6 protein-coding genes and 1 pseudogene are annotated in these 4,141 nt (G+C 30.8%); all 7 read left to right on the forward strand.

From position 1 onward, the window contains the following. Positions 1–770, forward strand: a pseudogene (locus tag RU86_RS12170) (hypothetical protein); the annotation flags it as partial. Next, on the forward strand, positions 745–1,419 hold the full coding sequence (locus RU86_RS11500; protein ID WP_096815416.1) for a DUF443 domain-containing protein: 675 nt from the start codon (positions 745–747) through the stop codon (positions 1,417–1,419). The pseudogene RU86_RS12170 and the gene RU86_RS11500, both read left to right, overlap by 26 nt. A 206-nt stretch (positions 1,420–1,625) precedes the next feature. Continuing rightward, a complete protein-coding gene (locus tag RU86_RS11510; protein ID WP_143468131.1) occupies positions 1,626–2,108 on the forward strand; it encodes a hypothetical protein in 483 nt (160 codons plus the stop codon). Positions 2,109–2,273: 165 nt separating this feature from the next. Continuing rightward, the gene (locus RU86_RS11515) at positions 2,274–2,912 is read left to right on the forward strand and encodes a DUF443 domain-containing protein (RefSeq protein ID WP_096815419.1); all 639 of its coding nucleotides are present in this window, start codon (positions 2,274–2,276) and stop codon (positions 2,910–2,912) included. A gap of 54 nt (positions 2,913–2,966) precedes the next feature. Then, complete coding sequence (locus tag RU86_RS12385; RefSeq protein ID WP_245810522.1) at positions 2,967–3,386, forward strand: hypothetical protein; 420 nt, start codon at positions 2,967–2,969, stop codon at positions 3,384–3,386. 20 nt (positions 3,387–3,406) lie between these two features. After that, positions 3,407–3,664 carry a hypothetical protein gene (locus RU86_RS12390; RefSeq protein WP_245810523.1) on the forward strand — a complete coding sequence of 86 codons (258 nt, stop codon included), beginning with the start codon at positions 3,407–3,409 and terminating at the stop codon, positions 3,662–3,664. Between the two features lie 15 nt (positions 3,665–3,679). After that, positions 3,680–3,985 (forward strand): DUF4176 domain-containing protein, encoded by a 306-nt coding sequence (locus RU86_RS11525; protein WP_096815420.1) that lies wholly within the window; start codon positions 3,680–3,682, stop codon positions 3,983–3,985. Positions 3,986–4,141: the final 156 nt, after the last annotated feature.

Genomic DNA, 4,141 nt, shown 5'->3' on the forward strand with positions numbered 1-4,141 from the left:
TTAGCGGGATTACAAGTGAGCTTTCTAATTTAACTGCAGTCATTTCGGCAATAGGTAGTGGCAATTTTGATCATAGTGGCAACTTTAAGGGTGGCGGTAACAAAAATATAAAAGCGCTACAGAATACATTGCTAGATTATGGCAGTGGTGCAGTTCAAGATGGTTTGTCGGAGGCTGTATCTGGCTTACTTTCAAAAATTGATACTGCAATGCCAAATTCTGGATCATATATGCGTGTTTTTTCTGATGGCAACGGTCATTGGAAAAATATGCATATTAGATGGGACTCTGCTGGCTATGGTAATGCTGTATCAAACTCTCTTTTAAAAAAGGGAGTAAAATCTGTAACCGTTAATGAATTTGGTATTGGCAAAGCTAAAATTTCAGGTTTAGGTGCATTGGGCTTTGGCTTAGACTATTATCAAAATAGAGCTGATGGTGAAACTGTTGGTAGGGCATTTACACACACCGCTGCTACAACAGCGGTAACAAGTGCTGGTGTCTGGACTGTGGGAACAGGGTTGACTTTTGCGGCAGGGACATCAATGGGAACTGCACTCGGTGCAGGTTGGTTGACAGGAATTATCGCGACAAACCCGATTGGTTGGGGAATTGGTGCGAGTATTGCAGTTGGGGGACTCACTAAGTTTGCTTATGATAAAAACTTTCTTGGGTTTCAAGATGGTGTTAAATCAGTTGGTAACGCAATAGACTCTGGATGGAAGTCATTGAAGTCTGTATTTAATGGGGGCAAGAAAAAACATGCTTGAGTGGTATAATTCTAGATTTGGCAGATATAAGATAATTGAAATAAAAAAAGAAAGGTATAAAGAAAGATATATAGTTGATACGTATCATTCAAAACCTAAAATATTGTTGCTTGCTACTTCACCTAGGATAGTGACATTTAAAGTGACTCAAATAGCGTTGGATGATTATACTTTGGATAAAAATGATAGTAGGCTATCTATAGGAACACTTTCTATTGTACTCATAACCCAACCCCTTGTTACTTTGATTTACACTCTAGGGAAAAATTTATTTATTAACTATTCCATTAGCGAACAAATGATTTTTAAAGCATTTCTGTTTATATTATCAGTTATATCATCAGTGATAATGTATATCATTATTTCACATATAGATAAATATAAAATTGATAAAACATTAGGTAGAGAGAACATTGCATATACTCATGAACTAATCATAAAGACCAAGGGTCAAAAAAATTACTCCATAATTTCTTTGTTAGTATTGCTATCTTTAGTAGCAGTTATATATTTTAAAAGTCAAAATGGAACAGAGGCGATTCTCTTATGTATCGCATCAATAATAACGTTTGGTTTTATGTTTATTTCTAGATACATTGCGCAAACTAATTATAAAGATTTAGCATATCAGATTAGTCAACTCAAATAAGTAGAACTGAACTGATTATAGATGCAGGAAAAATGGCTAGAGGTAAGAAAAAATATGCTTAATATTTCATATTCAAAAATACCCCAATATCGTTTAGCTTATGATGATCAGAAGTATTATTTAATTGATTCGGACTCAGATTTTTTTCAAAATATATTATTTTCCCTGAAAAATTTTCGCAAAATGTTTATGAAATTGATAAAGCAGTGTATAATAAATTATTGAAAAAAGTTAACACAACAGGTGGATTTGGTATAGGAATACTCAGTGTCTCTGCTATGACACTACCATTTTCTAGCCTTCTTTACATACTGTTAAAAATCGTATCAGCAACATTTTTCGAATCAAAATATTTTATATTATTTCTAATTTCACTTTTATTTGCTTTTATCACCCATTTAAGTGTGAATTTATTTTTCAAGAAAAAAAATATCATTCATTTAAAACTCTTGAAATCAGAAAGAAAGTTGCTTATAAAAAAATTGGATAAAATTTCGAAACAAAAAATTTGGATAAATAATGTTTTACAATTTATCATCTTTATTTTTATGCCATTTGGTATTGCTGTCGTAGAGCATCAATTTATAAGTTTATTGATTGTGTATTTTGGAGGCTTATTATTTCTAAATCAACACAGGATGTTTTTTGTTAGAGCTTCTGAGATAAATGTGGATTTTATAATAAAATGACAGTGAAACTATTTATCATTTTAAGAAGTTTTTGGTGGATACTTGGTCATAAAAAATATAGTTTTGTGCGAAATATAAGCTTTCAAGATGGTGTTAAATCTGTCGGTAAGACAATAGATTCTGGATAAAAAACCTTGAAGTTTGTATTTCATTGGGGAAGAAAAAATGCTTAGTTGGAAAAATTCATGCGTAGGTAGATATAAAATTTTAGAAGTGAATCAAAAAAAGTATCTGATAGATACTTTGAATACTAAACCAAGTTTTTTACTTTTTGCGACTTCACCAGAGGTGGTTGAATTTAATATAGCAGAAATTGATAGTCAAAGTAGCACTTTTGACAAAGAAGAAAATGAGTTTAGAATTGGCCCTTTTTTAGCAGTACTAATTACTCAACCTATAGTAGGATTATTATACAGATTTGGGAAGACATTTTTCACAACGAATTCAATAAGTGAACGTATTTTGTTTAAATTGTTTTTATTTATTTTGACAATCATAATTTCCATTTTTACTTTTATAGTTGTTTCTAAAATAGATAAATATAAATTAGAAAAAAAAAATGAAAGCCTGATATTTAATATGCAACTATCTGTATATACGAAAGGTCAAAAAAATTATTTAATTATTACTATGTTAGGAATTCTATCAATAATTGGGATTTTATATCTCAAAACTCAGAATGGTTCAGAGTCGGCTTATATATACATATCATCAATAGTAACTTTTGGTTTTTTAATTTTTGTTAGATATATTCCACAAAGTAATTATAAAGATTTTGAATATCATATCAGTCAACTCAAATAAGTAGTACTGAAATGATTATGAATGTAGGAGAAATGGCTGGGGGGAAGAAAAAACATGCCTGATATGAAGGTTTCTTCAATTTATAGTTTTATCCTTCTTTACGATAATGAAAGAATTTATTTAGTTAATACAATATATAGTAAGTCTCTATTTAGCCTTCCGAAAGCAATAGAAAAAGTGACTTTGGATGCCTATCTAATTGATCAACAAGAAGCCTCATACTTTGAAGTAGAAAATAAAAAAACAGTTGGTACGCTTTCTATGGTACTTATAACACAACCTCTCGCTGCTTTGATCTATAATTTTGGAAAGTACCTATTTCAAAATTTGGGCGTCAGTTATTCTTTAGCGATTAAACTGTTATTGTTGTTAATTGTTCTAGCTGTTACATTATTATTTTGTAGGATCTATTTAAGATCGCTTGAAAAAAAATACCCAAACATGTTATATCGCCGAAAAATCAGTTTTCTTTAAAGGTTTACAAGCCAAAAGTTATGACTCGTAAAATAGGCTTTTTAAATGAAGTACTAGGTTATATTTTGGGAGGAGGTATAGTTGGTGTGCCACTATACCTATACTTTAAACTAAATAATGGTGGCGAGGGTATATTATTGATGGTGATATCTGCTGTGTTTTTCTTTATATATCTTTCAACAAAAATGAGTCCCATTGCATCACCTATTTACAAGGATTATGATATCGTGATTGAAAGAGCTGATCGTTCGCGTTTAGCTGAATCTAGCAAAAAATAAAATTTAGGAGAAAAAATGACGACAACAAAAATTTTACCAATTGGTACTATTGTGTACTTAAAAGAAGGTACACAAAAACTCATGATTTTAAACCGTGGTTCAGTGATTGAAAATAATGGAGAAAACTTACTGTTTGATTACTCTGCTGCTATTTATCCTGTAGGGTTAAATCCTGAACAAGTTCTTTATTTTAACAAAGAAGATATTGATAAAATAGTATTTGAAGGATACACAGATGAAGAAGAGGAACGTTTCATGGTGCTTTTTGAAGCGTGGTTAGCAAATGAAGGATCAAAGATGACTAAAGGTAAGACAGTGTGACCTGTATCTAAAAAGTAATATGGATATGATAGAGTTGAAGTTTTAAGTTGAGATTAGTAGAATTTTTTCTACTAATGACTAGTGATGATTTTATATGAGTCATCAGTAGTCACTAGTGGAACTCATAAGAAAGGAGTAGTCTATCATGGGATTAAT

This window comes from Pseudolactococcus piscium, from assembly GCF_002441695.1.
GTDB classification, from domain to species: domain Bacteria; phylum Bacillota; class Bacilli; order Lactobacillales; family Streptococcaceae; genus Pseudolactococcus; species Pseudolactococcus piscium.